Below are 18,365 nucleotides of genomic sequence, written 5' to 3'. Positions count from 1 at the left end.
CCCATCCCTATCAAAATGAAGATCAAACTTCTAGCCTTTCTATTTTTAACATTTCCGTTCGTCCCAAGCCACTCCATTGCTCAAGGATATAAAATTAAGACAATTGTTATCGACCCTGGTCATGGAGGTAAAAAGCCCGGTGCATCTGGAAGTTTTTCTACCGAAAAAGCTATTGCATTAAAAGTTGCCCTTAAATTAGGCGCAAAGTTAAAGGCAGAATTACCAGACGTTAAAGTAATCTATACCCGAACGAAGGATGTTGATGTGGACTTATATAAACGGGCTGAAATTGCCAATGATGCCAATGCTGATCTTTTTATCTCCATTCATTGCAATTCGATGCCTCCTGGAAATAAACACATAAAAGGTGCCGAAACACTTGTTGCAGGATCGCATAGATTAAAGGAACAAGATGCTGCGATTAGAGAAAATGCCGATATCAAACTAGAGAAAAACTATAAAAGCAAATACGATGGTTACGATCCAAATAATCCGGGGACGTTCATTCTTTTATCATTACTAAAAAATACGTTTCGAGATAAAAGCATTAAATTTGCGAAACTCATTCAAACAAGTTACATCAGCAGAGATAAAAGAGCAAGCCGGGGGGTTAAAGAACAGGGAGTTTTGGTGCTTCAAAGATGTGGAATGCCAGCCGTGTTAACTGAAGTTGGGTTTATATCGAATAAAGAAGAAGAGAAATACATCAACTCTGAAAAAGGTCAGAATGAAATTGCAGATTCGATATTGGCTGCAATTAAGAGCTACAAAAAATCTGTTGAGGTAAAATAATAGTAGAATTAGTTTTTAAATGGTATAAAACCACTTATTCACCAAACAAAAATAACTGTGTAAGCATTATGTAATAACAACATATATTTGCACGATAAATTAAAGAATTACGCCTCGGACAAGTAATAATTACTAATTTTACCGCTTGTATCCGTCAAAGATAAACACTCATGAAGATTAAAAACGAAACCAAAGTAGGTATTTTAGCAGCATTTGCCATCGCTTTACTCATAATAGGATACAATTTTTTAAAAGGTAATTCCATTTTTTCTAGCGAAACTACCTTGTTTGCAAGATATACGAGAGTAGACGGTTTAACCGTTTCTAAACCTGTTTTAATTAATGGATACCAAATCGGTCGGGTTGCTAAACTGCAGCTAGAACCTGGTGGAACTATTTTGGCTACTTTGAGTATCAATAGCAAATATGATATTCCAGAAAATAGTATTGCTCGATTAGAGGGAACTGACCTTTTAGGTAGCAAGGCGATTGTAATGTCGTTAGGTAACTCAAAAAAAATGGCTGAAGATGGCTACACATTAAATGCCAACGTAGAAAAAGGCTTGATGGAACAAGTTCAACCTGTACAGAAGAAAGCAGAATTAATTATTGGAAAAATGGACTCCATTTTAAGTAGCGTGAATTCTATCTTAAATCCGAATTTCCAGAAAAATGTTGACAAAAGCTTTAATAGTATTGCAGGAACACTTGCATCATTAGAAACAACTTCTAAAAAGGTTGATGGTTTAGTAGGATCAGAAAGTGCCCGCATAGAGGCTATTTTTAAAAATGTTGAAGGTATTACTGCCAACTTAAACAATAACAATCAAAAAATTAGTGACATACTAACCAATATAAATACCGTTACAGATAAGTTTGCTGCTGCTAATTTTAAACAAACATTAGATAATGCTAATAATGCTATTGCCGACTTACAAAGCGTTATCTCTGGTATTAAAGATGGAAAAGGAAGTTTGGGATTATTATTAAATGATGATAAAATGTATCAAAACTTAAATAATGCATCTAAAAATCTGGATGAGTTGATGATAGATCTAAAAGCAAATCCTAAGCGCTACGTTCATTTCTCTGTATTTGGTGGTGGAAACAAAAAGGACAAATAGTCTATTCTATAAGTGAGAAGCCTTGCAATTTTAAGTTGCAAGGCTTTTTTCGTTGAAAATATTTAGAAAAACAATTGAAGTACAAATATTTAAGCTCGTTCCTTCTTTCCGCTAAATCTTTTAACAGAAAAAGTTAAAAGGATACCGCTGCTATAAGGTTTAAAAAATTCTTTTGGTTTACAACTGGAAGGTTCTTCCCTCAATGGCTAGCTCAGTATTTTCGAAAACAGATTGGGTTTCTTCCAATAACATCTGAAGCGTTTTATATCGCGATGAAAAATGACCAATCAGTAATTTCTCCACGCCATTAATTTTAGCCACCTCTCCTGCTTGCAACGCAGTAGTGTGGTGAGTTTCATTTGCCCTATCTAAAAGCTCGTGCATAAAGGTAGCTTCATGATATAAGGTATCACAGCCTTTAATACTAGAAAAGTAGCGTTCGTCATACCTGGTATCAGAACAGTAAGCATAAGATCTAGGCGGATCTGCAGGCGTAGTATAGTCTTCACTTTTTAAAATCTGTCCATCAGGCAATTCAACATCAACTCCTTTTTTCAAGGCAGTGTAATAAGCCATCGGAATCTCATCTGTTTTCTCTTTAATCAGCTTACGTTGTCTTGGCTTTTGCTTAAAAATAAAACCTGTTGTCGGAATGCGATGATTGAGTACAATCGTCTCCACAATCAAATCTTGATTTTCAAATATTTGCTTTGATACGTCTGCTTCGATGGGAAAAAATTCTAACGGATATCTTAAAATCGTATCTGAGTACTTAAACTGAATCTCTAGAATTTCTAAAAGTGGTTTCGGTCCGAAAATTTGCATGGACTTTGTCCGGCCGTTTAAATGCAAACTAGAAAGTAAACCGATCAAACCAAAATAATGATCGCCATGCAAATGGCTAATGAAAATATGGTCGATTCTTGCCGCTTTTAAATTGTACTTAGTGAGCTGCTGTTGTGTACCTTCACCACAATCAATTAAATAAAATTTTTCATTACAATTTAAAAGCTGCGCTGATGGATTCCTATTAAAAACAGGAGTTGCCGAACTGCTTCCAAGAATTGTAATCTCAAATTTCATATTCTATTGATATAAAAAGCCTCGTAGGTTTTTGAAAACTACGAGGCCAGTGTTGTATTTATAAGTAAGTTATTTTGCGCCTCTGAACTCTTTTTCCAATTCATCCATAAAGATGAAATCAGTAGCTTCCTCTAATGTATTAACAAACGTTACAGATTGAAATATGTTTGATAATTCTATAATTGGTGCAATTTCATCATTGATACCAGTTACGATAAATAATCCACCAGCAGATTTGCAAAGTCTGTCACCCACTAATAAGCAACTTAAATCCTGCGCATCAGTGCATTCTTTTACATGGCTCAAATCAACAATGATATTCTTAAAACCCTCTGCATTAAGTAAATATAATTCAGATTTTAAACCTGGTGAATTATCATTTGTAAACTTAGGTTCTTTTAACTTTAAGGTTACGTATTTATCGTGTTTGTCAACTGAAAATTTCATCTCTTCTAATCTTTATTTTACTAATGTATAAAAATTTAAAGCGTTTCCAAAGCCTTCGTAACATTGCTTTCTATACGACTTGAAATAGAATCAGCATCAGCTTTCACAAACTTTTCTCCAACAATATGCTCATAAAGTTCTATGTATCGTTCTGAGATTGAATTAACAATCTCGGGAGTCATTTCTGGAATAACCTGACCATCTTTACCTTGAAAGCCATTTTCGATCAACCATTTCCGCACAAACTCTTTAGAAAGTTGTTTTTGAGGTTCGTCGGCTTTTTGACGATCTTCGTAACCATCGGCATAGAAATAACGTGACGAATCTGGAGTATGAATTTCATCAATTAAGTAGATTACGCCATCAGCTTTGCCGAATTCATATTTAGTATCGACTAAAATTAATCCGCTTTTCGCCGCGATTTCTGTTCCACGCTGATATAGAGCGTAAGTATATTCTTCCAACTTTTCATAGTCAGCCAATGATACAATTCCCTTTGCAAGGATATCTTCTCTTGAAATATCTTCATCGTGACCAACAGATGCTTTAGTTGTTGGGGTGATGATTGGCTGAGGCAGTTTATCATTTTCCTTTAGGCCGTCGGGCAAAGAAACGCCACAAACAGAACGTTTTCCTGCACTGTATTCACGCCAGGCATGACCTGCCAAATACCCTCTTATTACCATTTCTACTTTAAAAGGTTCGCAAATACGGCCGATGGTTACCATTGGATCTGGAACATCTAAAACCCAGTTTGGAACGATATCCTGTGTTGCAGATAAGAATTTGGCTGCAATTTGGTTTAGAACCTGACCTTTGAATGGAATGGCTTCGGGTAAAACTACATCAAATGCAGAGATCCGGTCTGAAACGACCAGCACCATTAATTTATCAGCTATGGTGTACACATCGCGTACTTTACCTTTATAAAAATTGCTCTGATTTGGAAATTTGAAGTTTGTTTCTTTTTGTGCTTTCATGAGGCGATAAAAATAGTAAAAAAGTCTTGAAAGTCTGGAGTACGAAGTCGGAAAGTCTGGAGTCGAGAGTTAAAAATATAGTAATTAAAAAACCTGATAGCTCGGTTGGCTATCAGGTTTAAATTATTTCAATCTGTTTAATATTCTGATAAAGTCGTCTTTTAAAACCGTTGCGACAAATTCGTTTTTAACTTTAATATTAACTTTATCTTCTGATTTGAATAGTTGCAGTCTTCCTTTGAAAAGATGCTCATCCTGAGTTTCTGCAAATTCAAAAAGCTTTTTAAGCTTTTCCTTTCGACATACCCATTCTTCGTCATCTTTTGAAATGATTAGTCTGATGGTGTAAGGCAATTTCTCAAACGAAAATTTTAAATCATTTTGAAGACTAATAGTTTCCATAAAATTAAATCTAACTGAAGTTTTATTGGAAGAGAACAGATAACATCAAGCTTTTCCTCATTGTCATGCCGAATTTATTTGAGCACCTTTCATGCTATCAAGCCCCTGAACTAAATTCAGGGTGAAGACCACCTTCGCAACCTCGATCTTACTGAATATCGCCGTAGGCTTTCAATATGTCTTTAACCAATTTATGACGGACAACATCTTCACCGCTTAGGTAAATGATATCGATTCCTTTAATATCTTCAAGAATCCTTAATCCATTAAACAAGCCAGACATTTGTTTTTTTGGCAAATCGACTTGCGTAACATCACCTGTGACAATAAACTTAGCCGTCGGCCCCATACGCGTTAAAAACATTTTCAACTGCATATCTGTCGCATTTTGCGCTTCATCTAAAATCACAAAGCAATTATCTAATGTTCGGCCACGCATAAAAGCTAATGGCGCAATTTCGATGGTTCTATTTTCAATATAAAACTTTAGCTTCTCTGCCGGAATCATATCATCCAAGGCATCGTAAAGCGGACGTAAATAAGGATCGATTTTTTCTTTCAAATCTCCAGGCAAAAAACCGAGGTTCTCTCCTGCCTCAACCGCAGGTCGAGTTAAAATGATCCGCTTAATTTCTTTGTTTTTTAGCGCTCTCACAGCCAGCGCAACCGCAGTGTAGGTTTTACCAGTTCCAGCCGGACCGATGGCAAAAAGAATATCGTTTTTAGCAATACTGCTTACCATTCTGCGCTGGTTAGCCGTTCTTGCTTTCACCAACAAGCCGTTAGTGCCGAAAACAATCACCTCGCCGCCGCCGCCAGTTGGTTGCTCTACATCTTTCTTTGCAACGCCGGCAGCTTTTGCTCCTAGAATAGATTCAACATCATTATTGGTTAATGAGCTATATTTTTCAAGGTGAGCCACCAGCTGGTTAAACTTCTCTTCGAATGCCTTAAGCTCCTGTTCATCACCGAGAACCTTAACATCGCTCCCTCTCGCTACCAATTTTAATTTAGCGAAAGCACCTTTAATCATTTCGTAATTCTCGTTATTTGCCCCCCAAAAGTGAGCAGGATTTACGGTATCCAGAGTTAATTTTAATTCGTTCAAACTGTAGTATTTTAAAAAGTTATCGGGGTATATTAATTAAAATTTGAATATTTGCAGACGCTTACGCCTCTACACAAGAATAAGCAATAATAACGAATTTTTAATGGGTATAATTACTTTAACAACAGATTTAGGTTCAAAAGATTTTTACCAGAGCGCCCTTAAAGGTAGTCTGTTAAGTCTTATGCCTAACGTTAATTTAGTTGATATTACCCATGAAGTTCCATCTTTTAATATTTCTTATGCTGCATTCGTTTTAAAAAATGCTTATCCATATTTCCCGAAGAATACGGTACACTTAATTGGAATAGATTCGGTTTACAGTGAAAACACCAAATATATTGCTGTTAAACACCGTGATCATTATTTCGTTGGCGCTGATAATGGTATTTTTTCATTGCTTTTTGATGATGTTCCGGAAGATGTTGTAGAACTAAATATTATGCAGGATTTGAAATATCTTCACTTCCCACTGGTAGATATTTTTGTGAAAGCTGCGACGCATTTGGCAAAAGGTGGGAAATTAAAAGATATCGGTTTACCTGTAGCAGAAATTGAGCAGAAGATGCTTTTACATCCTGTTATTGAGCGTGATATCATTCGTGGGAGTGTAGTTTACATCGATACTTTTTGTAACGTAATTACCAACATCACGAAAGACCTTTTTACCAGAATTCAGAAGAATCGCGATTTTACATTGTATTTTAGAAAGAGCGAAACCATCACCCAGTTAAGCTGGCATTACAACGAAGTTCAGGAAGGAGAAAAGCTATGCTTGTTTGGAATTAGTAACCACCTAGAAATTGCAATCAACAAAGGTAAAGCCAGCGGTTTGCTCGGTTTGCACCTTGGCGATATCGTTAGAGTTGAATTCCATCCTTAAAGAGATGAAAGATTAAAGAACGAAGCTGAAGTTAGCACGCACGCCATACCTGAACGGCCGTCATTGCGAGGAACGAAGCAATCTAAATACGTTTTGTGTAACCATTGTTGTAAGATTGCTTCGTGCCTCGCAATGACGAAAGCAAAATACCACGTTGCAAACCAATGAACTGATGACAAATAAACCAATAAACAAAGCGTTCAAACAACTTCTACTCTTTTCACGTTTATTACCACATGAAGAAATATTATCATTTACTCTCCATCCTATTCATAAGTTTTCAAACTTTTGCTCAACAAGATACAGCATCTTATGCAGCTCAACGCGTTAAGGTTAATTCACTGCTTGCAGAAAGAAGTGCAAAGTTTGGTCAATATGACGAAAGTTTAAATCAACGCACAGGAATATTCGGCTGGCAAACCAAAAAAGATATAAAGAATTCAAATGAAATTCTACGCCAGGTTGTACTGACGGACAATAATATTTTTAAAGAGCTGAAGGTTTTAATGGATTACAAGGATCTGGAGAATCAAAAGAAGGTTGCTGTAGCCGACAATTCACAAGAAAGAATTGAAAACTATATGTTAACCATTAAGAAACTTCAAGATCAAAACGAAAAACTAAACAGCGATCTGTCCAAAAAAAATGGTGGAGGTTTATCAACCTATTTTATCATATTCTTAATTCTGATAATGGCTGGCGGATTTTACTTCTTCAATAAGAAACTACAGCGATATAAAAAGTATGAGAAAGGCAGTATTTAAAGTTTTGGTAAAGATAAATAATGCAATCTTGCCAAGTTTAATAAAAAAGGATCCGAATAAATTGACCACTTTTCAGAAAGCGATATTGGGATACCGCTATTGGGTGTTGACGAAAGCTTTGGATTAAATACATAAAACCTCGTAGGTTTTGAAAAACCTACGAGGTTTGAGTCATATTTACTTCTTAAAGTGCTCAATAATCAAAGTCGCCAATTCCGTACCAATACGTTCTTGCGCTTCGTTAGTTGATGCACCAATATGTGGTGTCAATGAAATTTTCGGGTGAGTTAAGATTTCTGCCAAAGGTGTCGGTTCGTTATTAAAAACATCTAAACCAGCGAAAGCAACTTTACCTGAATTTAAGGCTTCGATTAAAGCCGGTTCATCGATAGTTCCTCCACGAGAACAATTTACGATTCCTACACCATTTTTCATTTTAGCGAACTCTTCTGCACCTAAAATTGGTTTATCAGCAAATGGTGTGTGCAAGCTTAAGAAATCACTACCAGCAATTACTTCATCTAGTGAAACTGTTTTTATCGGAATACTTACCGATTTTCCGCCCTGAAACTCCAAAGTAATTTCAGATTCTGATGGAAACAAATCGTAAGCTAAAACATTCATCCCTAAACCTAAAGCCACTTTTGCCGTTGCACGACCAATGCGACCGAAACCTATAATTCCGATTGTTTTTCCGCTTAACTCAGTTCCTTTTGCATAAGCTTTTTTGAGGTTGTTAAACTGAGTAGATCCTTCAACAGGCATTTTACGATTTGCGTCTTGCAAAAATCTTATTCCCGTAAACAAGTGAGAGAAAACCAATTCGGCTACTGATAATGAAGATGCAGCTGGCGTATTTACCACAGCAACTCCTTGACTACGGGCATATTCAACATCAATATTATCCATACCAACGCCGCCTCTACCAATCAATTTGATATTTGGAACAGCATCAATTAACTCTTTTCTAACTTTCGTTGCGCTACGAACCGTAATGGCATCATAGCTTTTTAAAGCTTCAGCCAATTGATCTTGAGGAATGGTTTCGGTATCAACCTGAAAACCTGCTTTCTCTAGTAGTTCTTTTCCGATTGGGTCTATCCCATCGTTTGCTAATATTTTAATCATTGTTACTTTTATGATTACACAGATTTTTAGATTATACAGATCCTAATAACAGAAATGTACCTACCCTAGCTTATCTGCGGTATAATTTAAATCTTAATTTGATTTTGCTTGTTTTTCTTCGAATGATTGCATTGCATCAATTAAAGCGTGAACGCTGGTAATAGGAAGTGCGTTATACATCGATGCTCGGAAACCACCAACACTTCTGTGTCCTTTAATACCAATAATCCCTTGTTCTTCTGCAAACTTTAGGAATGGTTTTTCCAGTTCAGGGTTTTCCATTACGAAACAAATATTCATTTTAGAACGATCTTCTACAGCACAGGTACCTTTAAACAATGGGTTTCTGTCAATTTCTCTGTAGAGTGCTTCGGCTTTTTGCTTGTTCTCTTTTTCGATTTCTGCAACGCCACCTTTCGATTTTAACCAACGAAGGTTTAATAATGAAACGTACACTGAAAAAACCGGAGGCGTATTGTACATCGAACCATTATCAATATGAGATTGATAGTTTAGCATTGAAGGAATTTTACGATCGATTTTGCCTAAAATCTCATCTTTAACAATCACAATGGTTAAACCTGCAGGACCGACATTCTTTTGTGCACCCGCATAAATTAAATCAAACTTCGATACATCAATTACGCGGCTCATGATATCCGATGACATATCGCAAACGATTGGAACACTCGTTTCAGGAACATCGAATAATTCAGTACCATAAATGGTATTATTCGAAGTATAGTGAAAGTAAGCACTATCAGCAGGGATTTCGAAATCTTTTGGAATAAAAGTATAATTCGAATCTTTGGATGATGCAATAACATTCACATTTCCTACAAATTTAGCTTCCTTTAAAGCCTTCGTAGCCCAAACACCCGAATCTAGGTAGCTTGCTGTTTGTCCATCGCCCAATAAATTCATGGGTACCATTGCAAATTGCAAACTTGCACCGCCTTGCAAAAATAAAACGGAATAACCCGATGGCACATTTAATAACTCTTTAATCAACTTGTCAGCTTCAGCAACAACTGCCTCAAATTCAGTTGTTCTGTGCGAAATTTCTAAAATTGATAATCCATCGTTAAAATCTAAAACTGCCTGTGCAGCTTGTTTAAACACTTCTTGAGGTAAAATACAAGGGCCTGCGCCGAAATTATGCTTCATCTTATTATATAAATGATTATGGCGGTAAATGTAAAATTTTTAAAGCAGTTATGCCTAAAAAATCTTATCCAAAAAAATCACATTTTGTTAAAAAATCGAGCCATATAAGCTGATTTATTGCTGTATTGGCAATTTGTAAAACGATGTTTAGCCTTAATCTCAAACGAGTAGAATTTTCTTAGACATTACTATAAAACATCCTCCGGTTGTTTAAAGGATTGCTATTACCGGAAACGTTTGACGAGACCAATTAAAGGTTTTAAGTTTTACCTACCCTATCCCGTTTAACACATTTAATGTTTTTTTTACTATTTTCGCTTATAACATGTTGAATATACAATCGAAACTTCCTGGTGTAAGCACTACCATTTTCTCGGTAATGTCTAAACTTGCAGCAGAGCATAATGCCATTAATTTATCACAAGGTTTTCCTGATTATACTTGCGACCCTGTACTGACAGACTTGGTTAACAAAGCTATGAAAGATGGTTTCAACCAATATGCCCCAATGCCTGGTAATAATTTACTTAAAGAAACTATTGCCGAAAAAGTCGAGACCCTATACAACATTAAATATAACCCTGATACAGAAATAACCGTTACCGCTGGCGGTACGCAAGCTATATTTACTGCGCTTGCAGCAATAATCAATACTGGTGATGAGGTAATTATTTTTGAGCCCGCTTATGACAGCTATGCTCCTACTATTAAACTTTTGGGAGGCTTAGTAAAAACTTATGAACTGGACCCACCTAATTATACTATTGATTGGGAAATGGTGAAGAAGCTTTTTACTTCCAGTACCAGAATGATTATTTTAAATTCACCTCACAATCCCACTGGCAGCATTTTATCAACGGACGATATGAAATCGTTGATCAAATTAATTAACGGAACGGATATTCTGATTTTGAGCGACGAGGTTTATGAACATTTAATTTATGATGGGCAGAAACATCAAAGCGTAATGCTTTTTCCGGAATTGCGTGAGCGGAGCTTCGTTATCGCGTCTTTCGGTAAACTTTTACATGCTACCGGCTGGAAATTAGGTTACTGCTTGGCGCCCGAGGTGCTTACAAAAGAATTCAGGAAAGTACACCAATTTAATGTTTTCAGCGTTAATAGCCCTATGCAACAAGCTATCGCTAACTACCTTCAAAAACCCCAACATTATTTAGGTATTGGCAAATTTTTTCAGGAAAAGAGAGATTACTTTAGAAAGCTACTGGCTTCTAGCCGATTGCAGTTACTTCCTTGCAACGGTTCCTATTTTCAATGTGTAAGTTATAGTAATATCAGCGATGAAAAGGATGTAGATTTCAGCATGAGGCTAATTAAGGAGTTTGGCGTTGCCACCATCCCTGTTTCAGCATTCTATCAAAAATCAACCGATCACAAGATTATTAGATTTTGTTTTGCAAAAGAAAATGCTACGCTAGCTTCGGCTGCAGAAAAGTTAAAAAATGTTTAATCATCCCGTAAAATAAACATATATGGATACACCTGTTTACACTCAAATAGAAAACCTGAAAGTCACTATTTTCCAGGCTTATCTATTTTGGGAAAACATCGAAAAAAACCTACAAAACCTTGCCCTGAGATTATCAATGGGCGTTCGGGAAAAGACAGATTTAATCATTTTACCCGAAATGTTTAACAGTGGTTTTAGCATGAACTCGGAGGCCCTGGCCGAGGAAATGGGCGGTTTTACCATGCAATGGATGCAAAAAACAGCCTATCAATATAATTGTGTGATTACGGGAAGTCTTATCATTAAAGAGAATGGAAATTACTATAATCGTTTAATTTGGATGGAACAAAACGGCGATTATAAATATTATGATAAGCGGCATTTATTTGGTTTAGGCGAAGAGGATAAAAATTTTACTGCTGGTAAGGATAAACTTATTGTCGAACTTAAAGGCTGGAAAATTAGATTAGCGGTTTGCTACGATTTGCGGTTCCCTGTTTGGTTACGCAACGTTAATGAGGAATATGATATATTACTTATTGTGGCCAGCTGGCCAGATAAACGTTCGGCGCATTGGAGGGCATTAATTCCGGCTCGAGCCATTGAAAATCAAAGTTACGTTATAGGTGTTAATCGTGTTGGTCACGATGGAAATCAGATTTATCATGGCGGGCATTCCATGGTAATCGATCCTTATGGCAGCACCGTATATTACAAACCAGAAGATGAAGACATGTATACGGTAACCATTAATTATGAGGAATTGGTAAAAATTAGAAGGCAATTTCCTTTCCTAAAGGATGCTGATCAATTTTCTATCACTTAACTATTTTACAAAAAAATAACTCGTCAAAAAAAGTCAAACATTAGTAATTAACCTCAACATGTTCAACCGTCGCAAATTTATAAAAGCATCTACCCTTTCTGCAGGTTTACTCGTTCTCGATAAAACCAGCATGGCTGATGCCATTCCGTCTCATAAAGAAAAAGCTACTAATCTCCCTATTGTGATTTCGACCTGGGATTTTGGAATTGCAGCAAATGCAGATGCGTGGAAGGTCTTATCTAAAGGTGGCAAAGCATTAGACGCAGTAGAACAGGGCGTTTGGGTACCAGAGGCTGATGAAAAAAATCAATCTGTAGGTTATGGTGGCTTGCCCGATAGAGATGGCAAAGTAACGCTTGACGCTTGTATTATGGATGAAAATGGCAATTGTGGAGCAGTTTTAGCGCTGGAGCATATCAAACATCCAATTTCTGTTGCTAGAAAAGTAATGGAAAAAACGCCTCATGTAATGCTCGCTGGTGATGGTGCTTTACAGTTTGCTTTGGAACAAGGTTTTAAAAAAGAAAATTTACTTACCCCATCGAGCGAAAAGGCCTGGAAAGATTGGTTAAAGACTGCGAAGTACGAGCCGGTGATGAATATCGAAAATATGCTGTACGAAAAGGCAGCTCCACAGAAATTACCAGGCAACCAGTACAATCACGATACCATTGGAATGTTGGCCATTGATAGCAAAGGAAATATTTCTGGTGCCTGTACAACAAGCGGCATGGCGTATAAATTACATGGTAGAATTGGCGATAGCCCAATTATTGGAGCTGGGCTCTATGTAGATAATGAGGTTGGTGGTGCCACTTCAACAGGTGTTGGAGAAGAAGTTGTAAGAAATGTTGGTTCGTTTTTGGTGGTTGAGTTAATGCGACAGGGTTATACACCCGAAGCCGCTTGTAAAGAGGCCGTGATGCGTATTATCAAAAAGAAACCTGAAACTGCAAAAAATATTCAGGTTGGGTTCCTGGCCATAAATAAAAAAGGTGAGTACGGCGCTTACGCTATTCAGCAAGGATTTAGTTACGCGGTTTGCAACGCCGAAAAGCAAGATTTATTAATCAAAGGAAAAAGCTATTACTAATAATTTAAAATCATCCCAAAACAAGTATTATAAATCTAAAGATATATTATGGGATTACTCTCTAAAATTTTCGGCAAAAAGAATGTCGAAGAACGTAAAGGCGAACCTGATTTGGTTTATGTGGCTAACGAAGATGAGCGCATGAACTGGGCAATTGAAAAGGCCAATTTAACACTTTGGTACTTCGAAGACAGCTTAGAAAATCCAAAACCTGAACAAGCGTATTTCTCCATTAAAGTGAAGATTGTGGATGGTGATAAGGGTGAACACATCTGGTTAATTGACCCACATTTTGATGCCGAAGGAAATTTGTATGGTACAGTTGGGAATGAACCTGTTGATGTGAACACGGTAAAGCTAAATCAGAAAATTGGAATTGAGCGTGATTTGATTTCAGATTGGATGATTATTGAAGGTGGAAAGCTAATCGGCGGCTACACCATTCGGGCAATTAGAGAAGGTATTCCAGCAAATGAACAGCCTGCATTTGATCAGAGTATCGGTTTATATATCGATGAAGGCGTTGATTACTTCAAGATTAATAGAGACACACCCGAAGGCGCAATCTTATCGCTTGAAGAAGCGTACAGTAATAAAGATATAGACGCTGCCGTTGATTGTAAAGATTTTTATGAAGAAGCAAGGACTATGCTTGGTGGAATAAATATTGAACTTGACGAAGAAATCATCGAAAAAACGGCTGAAGTTTTAAAGTTGTCCTTTATCAAAAGCATCGAGGAACACGGTTTCCCCGATTTCTCGCAAATTAAAAATGCTTTCCCAGAAAGACAGATAGTAAGTGAAACGCATTGGATCATCACAGAAATATGTTGGTATCCGGATAATGGAAAATCTTTTCAACAGCTGAGTACTTATAAATCATCCAATGGATGGAAAGTATTAGGACCAGTAAGCACCAAACCTGCTGATGGGGAGCAACAAGAGGACTAGCAGACATTTTTTGCTCATCTAAATAAATTGACACTTATTATGAACGATATAAATTCAAGTTCCAATTCAGGAATTGATGAGTTTAAAAATGAATTTTCAAATGACCCTGTAGACATTTGGGGCCTTGAAGTTTGTGCTAACGGATACGAATCGGCATTGAACGCACAACTTGGTGGTGCAATAAGAGTAGAATTGTGTGATAACCTTGCCGAAGGTGGCACAACACCCAGTTATGCTCAAATTGCTTTGGCCAAGAGAAATCTACAAATTGAAATCTGGCCAATCATCCGACCTCGCGGGGGTGATTTTTTCTATTCTGACTTCGAGTTTGAGTTAATGAAAGAAGATATAAAAAATTGCAAATCATTAGGTTGCGATGGTGTTGTTATTGGGATACTTAAGGCTGATGGAAGCATTGATAAAAAAAGATGCAGCGAACTTATGACCTTGGCTAATCCCCTTCCAGTGGCTTTCCACAGGGCTTTTGATATGTGTAACGATATGCACCAGGCACTGGAGGATTTAATTGATCTGCGAATTGTCCGTGTGCTTTCGTCGGGTGGCGCTACATCAGCGAGAGCGGGTGCAGAAACTTTGGCAAATTTAGTTAAACAAGCAAATGGCAGAATTTCAATTATGCCCGGGGCAGGAATAAACATCACTAATATTCAGGAGTTAATCCAAAGTACCGGGGCCAAACAGTTCCACGCTTCCTGCAAGAATTATGTACCTAGCAAAATGCAATTTCGTAATACAGAAACAAAAATGGGAAGTATTACAGACGAATATCAATACGAATTAACTTCAGTGAAGAAAGTGAAAGAGCTGGTTGACGAAATCAACAGAAATTAAATGGTAGCAAGTTTTAAACCACATAAAGTTTTATTGTTTGCAGCATTGCTTTATTTAATCTCGATTGTTTTTGTGCATGAAAAGATAGAAATCAATTTAGCCGACACTTATTTTTTTATTGATTACACATTAATTGTGGCATTCATTTGTGGGCTTCTGCTGATATTCGCTGCACTTTATAAGTATCTAAAGAAATATTTTTCCATTAAACTCTTAACATGGCTACATATCATTCTATCAATAGTATTACCATTTTTTGCAATGTGGATTAGCCATTCATTCCACAAGTCATTGGCATTAATAGAAATGACTGATGCTGGATCGATGGATTACATATTGAATCATCAAAGGACGCTCCACAAACTTATACTTACGTTCATCATCATTCAAATCCTTCCTCTTATTAATGTGTTGGTTAGTTTAATCAGAATGAAATATTCTACTGCAAAAGTGTAAAGCTGTTTTACAAAATTCAATTTCAATCATTCAGTCTTCAGATATTTAGTATATTTAAATACCTAAACTAAATTAATTTGTTATGAAAAAAATCTCATCTCTATTGCTAATGGCGTTATTTTTTGCAGCATGCCAAAATAAAGACGCAAAAACTACTGAAGCTGACTCAGCAGACACTACGAAATATCCTTATACCTTTAAAAAACAACAAGGCTGGGAAATGAATAAAGACAGTAAAAATGGTGTCATTGCCCTTAGTACGATTAAATCTTTTGAAAATATGGATACTACTGCGATGGGGAAACTGCTTGCAGATAGTGTTTGGTTTAATTTGGATGGCTACAAATTTAAAGGAACAAAGGCACAATTTCTAAATCAAATCCAAGGAGAATTTGCCAAGATGAGCAGCTTCAAAATTGAGATGGAGGATATGGCATCTGTAATCAATAGAGATAAGACAGAAGAATGGGTGAGCTTATGGTATAAACAAGTAACTGCCACAAAAGATGGAAAAATCGATACCATTCAATTGTATAACGATTTCAAAATCAAAGATGGGAAGGTACAAGGTTTATCAGAATATGTGCAGCACCCGATGAAAATGTAACAAAAAAGCTCCAAAAAATTGGAGCTTTTTTTATGACTATTTATTTCCACTTCCGGGAACATAATGCAAACCGGGTGTTAAATAATGGAGTAAAATTACCCTTGAATATCTATAGTTTATTGGAGAGCATAAAAATACGCCAAATAAAATTACCCCAACATAAAACCAAAGGTTTTCGTAGATAAGTTCTAGACCTAAAACATAGGCTGCCACTCCGATAGTAATAATCTCAGCTACATTCATAGCGTAGCTCACAAACATTGCTACATAAAAAAAACCAGGCTCACGCTCAAATTTTAAGTTACAAACCGGGCAGTTGATATTTGTTTTTTGCAACTTAAACGAGTAAGCGCTTCCGGTAAATATATCACCTTGTCGGCAACGAGGGCATTTACAATTTATAAATGCTTGAAATTTAGATAACTCTGCCATACTTAATATTATTAATGTACAAATTTACATTATTATAAATATGCAAATTATGATCTACATCATGTTTCGGAATGTGGTTGCAAATCTATTTTATATCAGGACGAATAATCTTTCCCCGCTTAACTTCAATTAATCCTTTACCAGACAAAATTTTGATTTCTCTAATAACCGTTTCTACCCTCAAACCGGTCATATCGGCTAAATCTTGTCTGGTTACTTTCAAACTATCACCAACTTCAATATCGTTTAGAAGGTAATTTATGATGGTTAATAACCGGTGTTCTGCTTTTTCATTGGCCAGTTCTTCCAGCATCATTGATTTGTAAAACAACCTGTTGCTTAGCGTTTGAATAAGATTGATGCTGAAACCTGGTATCGTTTCAATTAAGTCGAAAAATTGCTTTCTTCCAACCAGAATAATCTCCGATTCTTTATTTGCAATGGTATAAGCTAAATACTTCCTATTTATGATTAGAGCAGGTTCACCAAAGTATTGTCCCGTTTTAAAAATTCCCTGAATAAATTCTTTCCCATCTTCGCTTACCGTGACCATCCTAACTTCGCCAGATTTGATAAAATAGACATAGCGTGGTAACATTCCTGGTTCATAAATAGGCGCATCTTTCGGATAAACCTTTATTGCAAAACCGTGCTCAATAAGTTGTTGAATATCCATGAAGCACTAACCCAATGTTTCTTTCATTAAATTGGTGTAAAATTGCTTTAACGTTATGCCCATGGCAGCAACCTGTTGCGGAATAAAACTGGTAGCAGTTTGCCCTGGAATAGTGTTGATTTCAATAAAATAAAAATTTCCTGTTTCGTTTTCCAAAAAATAATCGATCCGCACTACTCCCCTACAATTTAATTTTGAATAAACGCTTTTTACGATTTGATGAACTCGATCATATTCTTCATCGTTCATATATCCTGGCGTGATTTCCTGAGTTGCGCCTGGCGTATATTTGGCTTCAAAATCAAAAAATTCGTTTGCTGGAATCACTTCTGTAGTAGGTAAAACCGTGATTTCGCCTTTAGCGCTATACACGCCGATAGAAAATTCTCTACCACTCACAAATTCTTCTATTAGCACTTGTGTATCTTCAGCAAATGCTTTTTCAAGCGCCATTTCCAGATCATCAGCATGTTTCACCTTGCTCATTCCGATACTACTTCCACCACTATTTGGTTTTACAAAATAGGGCAACCTTAAGTCTTCCTTAATTTGGTTGATGTTATAATTGCCATTCTTAAAAATCTGAATCGATCTTGCAGTATATAAATGATCGATGCCCTCAACGATTGCTTTAGTATAACCTTTATTCATCGTTATCGATGAAGTTAAGGCATCGCAAGTGGTGTAAGGTATCCCCAACATATCGAAATATCCTTGCAGTTTCCCGTCCTCGCCCGGCGATCCGTGTATGGCAATGAATACGCCGTCAAATTTAATTTTACGACCCTCTAACATTAGAGAGAAATCATTTTTATCAATATCTATTTTAACAGAATCTGCAGGTTCGTAAAACCATCCCTTATCGTTTAACATTATTTTATAAACATCATACAAATCGGCATCGATATTTTGAGCAATAGTTGCTGCACTTTTTACAGAAACAACCCATTCGCCTGTGGTACCGCCTGTTAACAACGCAATAGTTTTCTTCATCTTTAAAATCCTTATTTGTAAATAGAATTTGATCGTAATTATATCATCAAAAATATAAATATCTTTGCGCATTGTTTAATTTTGATCCAGAGAATTGATAATTGATGGTATTATATTTGCTCAAAGCAAT

Annotated in this window: 21 protein-coding genes; 11 read left to right on the top strand and 10 right to left on the bottom strand. The window is 36.4% G+C overall.

Features of this window, described 5'->3' with window-relative positions; genetic code table 11:
- Window positions 1–15 precede the first annotated feature (15 nt).
- Window positions 16–792 carry an N-acetylmuramoyl-L-alanine amidase family protein gene (locus ACZZZC_RS12535; protein ID WP_463487357.1) on the top strand — a complete coding sequence of 259 codons (777 nt, stop codon included), beginning with the start codon at window positions 16–18 and terminating at the stop codon, window positions 790–792.
- A gap of 170 nt (window positions 793–962) precedes the next feature.
- On the top strand, window positions 963–1,916 hold the full coding sequence (locus ACZZZC_RS12530; RefSeq protein WP_056848898.1) for an MlaD family protein: 954 nt from the start codon (window positions 963–965) through the stop codon (window positions 1,914–1,916).
- A 177-nt stretch (window positions 1,917–2,093) separates the two neighbouring features.
- Here ACZZZC_RS12530 and ACZZZC_RS12525 read toward each other — a convergent pair whose 3' ends face one another.
- The 5 genes from ACZZZC_RS12525 to ACZZZC_RS12505 all read right to left on the bottom strand — a co-directional run bounded on the left by ACZZZC_RS12525 (window position 2,094) and on the right by ACZZZC_RS12505 (window position 5,936).
- On the bottom strand, window positions 2,094–2,999 hold the full coding sequence (locus tag ACZZZC_RS12525) for a ribonuclease Z (protein ID WP_463482340.1): 906 nt from the start codon (window positions 2,997–2,999) through the stop codon (window positions 2,094–2,096).
- A 69-nt stretch (window positions 3,000–3,068) separates the two neighbouring features.
- A complete protein-coding gene (locus ACZZZC_RS12520) occupies window positions 3,069–3,446 on the bottom strand; it encodes an STAS domain-containing protein (RefSeq protein ID WP_056848896.1) in 378 nt (125 codons plus the stop codon).
- A 35-nt stretch (window positions 3,447–3,481) separates the two neighbouring features.
- Complete coding sequence (locus ACZZZC_RS12515; RefSeq protein WP_463482339.1) at window positions 3,482–4,426, bottom strand: phosphoribosylaminoimidazolesuccinocarboxamide synthase; 945 nt, start codon at window positions 4,424–4,426, stop codon at window positions 3,482–3,484.
- Between the two features lie 123 nt (window positions 4,427–4,549).
- Window positions 4,550–4,828: a hypothetical protein gene (locus ACZZZC_RS12510; protein ID WP_463482338.1), complete on the bottom strand. Its 279-nt coding sequence runs from the start codon at window positions 4,826–4,828 to the stop codon at window positions 4,550–4,552.
- 148 nt (window positions 4,829–4,976) lie between these two features.
- Complete coding sequence (locus ACZZZC_RS12505; RefSeq protein ID WP_265798733.1) at window positions 4,977–5,936, bottom strand: PhoH family protein; 960 nt, start codon at window positions 5,934–5,936, stop codon at window positions 4,977–4,979.
- 103 nt (window positions 5,937–6,039) lie between these two features.
- Here ACZZZC_RS12505 and ACZZZC_RS12500 point away from each other — a divergent pair, with 103 nt between their 5' ends.
- Both ACZZZC_RS12500 and ACZZZC_RS12495 read left to right on the top strand, forming a co-directional pair.
- Entirely contained in the window at window positions 6,040–6,819 is a 780-nt protein-coding gene (locus ACZZZC_RS12500; RefSeq protein ID WP_056848893.1) for an SAM hydrolase/SAM-dependent halogenase family protein, read from the top strand.
- Window positions 6,820–7,055: 236 nt separating this feature from the next.
- Complete coding sequence (locus ACZZZC_RS12495; protein WP_463487356.1) at window positions 7,056–7,583, top strand: hypothetical protein; 528 nt, start codon at window positions 7,056–7,058, stop codon at window positions 7,581–7,583.
- A 177-nt stretch (window positions 7,584–7,760) separates the two neighbouring features.
- On the opposite strand, the gene ACZZZC_RS12490 is transcribed toward ACZZZC_RS12495, so the two are convergent.
- Both ACZZZC_RS12490 and serC read right to left on the bottom strand, forming a co-directional pair.
- Window positions 7,761–8,711 carry a D-2-hydroxyacid dehydrogenase gene (locus ACZZZC_RS12490; RefSeq protein WP_463487355.1) on the bottom strand — a complete coding sequence of 317 codons (951 nt, stop codon included), beginning with the start codon at window positions 8,709–8,711 and terminating at the stop codon, window positions 7,761–7,763.
- Window positions 8,712–8,804: 93 nt separating this feature from the next.
- Window positions 8,805–9,878 (bottom strand): 3-phosphoserine/phosphohydroxythreonine transaminase, encoded by a 1,074-nt coding sequence (gene serC / locus ACZZZC_RS12485; protein ID WP_463487354.1) that lies wholly within the window; start codon window positions 9,876–9,878, stop codon window positions 8,805–8,807.
- Between the two features lie 325 nt (window positions 9,879–10,203).
- On the opposite strand from serC, the gene ACZZZC_RS12480 reads away from it, so the two are divergent.
- The 7 genes from ACZZZC_RS12480 (at window position 10,204) to ACZZZC_RS12450 (ending at window position 16,134) form a co-directional block, all read left to right on the top strand.
- Entirely contained in the window at window positions 10,204–11,349 is a 1,146-nt protein-coding gene (locus ACZZZC_RS12480; RefSeq protein WP_463487353.1) for a methionine aminotransferase, read from the top strand.
- 22 nt (window positions 11,350–11,371) lie between these two features.
- Window positions 11,372–12,175: a nitrilase family protein gene (locus tag ACZZZC_RS12475; protein WP_265798728.1), complete on the top strand. Its 804-nt coding sequence runs from the start codon at window positions 11,372–11,374 to the stop codon at window positions 12,173–12,175.
- A gap of 58 nt (window positions 12,176–12,233) precedes the next feature.
- Window positions 12,234–13,268: a N(4)-(beta-N-acetylglucosaminyl)-L-asparaginase gene (locus ACZZZC_RS12470; RefSeq protein WP_463487352.1), complete on the top strand. Its 1,035-nt coding sequence runs from the start codon at window positions 12,234–12,236 to the stop codon at window positions 13,266–13,268.
- A gap of 48 nt (window positions 13,269–13,316) precedes the next feature.
- Complete coding sequence (locus ACZZZC_RS12465) at window positions 13,317–14,219, top strand: YegJ family protein (protein WP_463487351.1); 903 nt, start codon at window positions 13,317–13,319, stop codon at window positions 14,217–14,219.
- Window positions 14,220–14,258: 39 nt separating this feature from the next.
- The gene (locus ACZZZC_RS12460) at window positions 14,259–15,071 is read left to right on the top strand and encodes a copper homeostasis protein CutC (RefSeq protein WP_463487350.1); all 813 of its coding nucleotides are present in this window, start codon (window positions 14,259–14,261) and stop codon (window positions 15,069–15,071) included.
- The gene (locus ACZZZC_RS12455; protein ID WP_463482330.1) at window positions 15,072–15,527 is read left to right on the top strand and encodes a hypothetical protein; all 456 of its coding nucleotides are present in this window, start codon (window positions 15,072–15,074) and stop codon (window positions 15,525–15,527) included.
- Between the two features lie 82 nt (window positions 15,528–15,609).
- Complete coding sequence (locus tag ACZZZC_RS12450) at window positions 15,610–16,134, top strand: nuclear transport factor 2-like protein (protein ID WP_463482329.1); 525 nt, start codon at window positions 15,610–15,612, stop codon at window positions 16,132–16,134.
- Between the two features lie 36 nt (window positions 16,135–16,170).
- Here ACZZZC_RS12450 and ACZZZC_RS12445 read toward each other — a convergent pair whose 3' ends face one another.
- The 3 genes from ACZZZC_RS12445 to ACZZZC_RS12435 all read right to left on the bottom strand — a co-directional run bounded on the left by ACZZZC_RS12445 (window position 16,171) and on the right by ACZZZC_RS12435 (window position 18,235).
- A complete protein-coding gene (locus ACZZZC_RS12445; protein WP_463482328.1) occupies window positions 16,171–16,566 on the bottom strand; it encodes a DUF983 domain-containing protein in 396 nt (131 codons plus the stop codon).
- An 85-nt stretch (window positions 16,567–16,651) separates the two neighbouring features.
- On the bottom strand, window positions 16,652–17,242 hold the full coding sequence (locus ACZZZC_RS12440) for a Crp/Fnr family transcriptional regulator (RefSeq protein ID WP_463482327.1): 591 nt from the start codon (window positions 17,240–17,242) through the stop codon (window positions 16,652–16,654).
- Window positions 17,243–17,248: 6 nt separating this feature from the next.
- Window positions 17,249–18,235, bottom strand: coding sequence for a D-alanine--D-alanine ligase (locus ACZZZC_RS12435; protein ID WP_463487349.1), 987 nt, complete (start codon window positions 18,233–18,235; stop codon window positions 17,249–17,251).
- Window positions 18,236–18,365 lie beyond the last annotated feature (130 nt).

The organism is Pedobacter sp. AC212, assembly GCF_979258625.1.
The sequence above is the reverse complement of the archived record's forward strand: the minus strand, read 5'-3'. Positions and strand labels throughout refer to the sequence as shown.